The organism is Psychrobacillus sp. PGGUH221, assembly GCF_042055255.1.
In the GTDB taxonomy this organism is placed as follows: domain Bacteria; phylum Bacillota; class Bacilli; order Bacillales_A; family Planococcaceae; genus Psychrobacillus.
In genome coordinates this window covers 1-255 of the sequence record NZ_JAQMHQ010000061.1, presented here as the reverse complement: position 1 = coordinate 255, position 255 = coordinate 1, and the positions used below count along the sequence as shown (strand labels likewise).

Below are 255 nucleotides of genomic sequence, written 5' to 3'. Positions count from 1 at the left end.
CATTACACAATAACGGATTGTCTTTCTATACTGAAGAATTTAGTATGAATGGTGTAACTGAAGATGGAATTTTAAGAGCATTGAAGGAAACATTATCTCTGAATGAGTATCCTGAAACTAATAAATTAATACATAATCAAGATGTATTTTTATTATGTTTGTTTGCCAATGATGAAGCAGTTGACAAGTACATTCATGAATTTCCGCATCTAACATTCAAGAGATGGCATCCTTATGTGTTGAACGTTTTGAAGG

The 255-nt window shown here is 31.4% G+C and carries 1 pseudogene; it reads left to right on the top strand.

Annotated features, from left to right (window positions below):
• Positions 1 to 44: 44 nt before the first annotated feature.
• Positions 45 to 255: pseudogene (locus PGC35_RS22200) on the top strand (HAD family hydrolase); the annotation flags it as partial.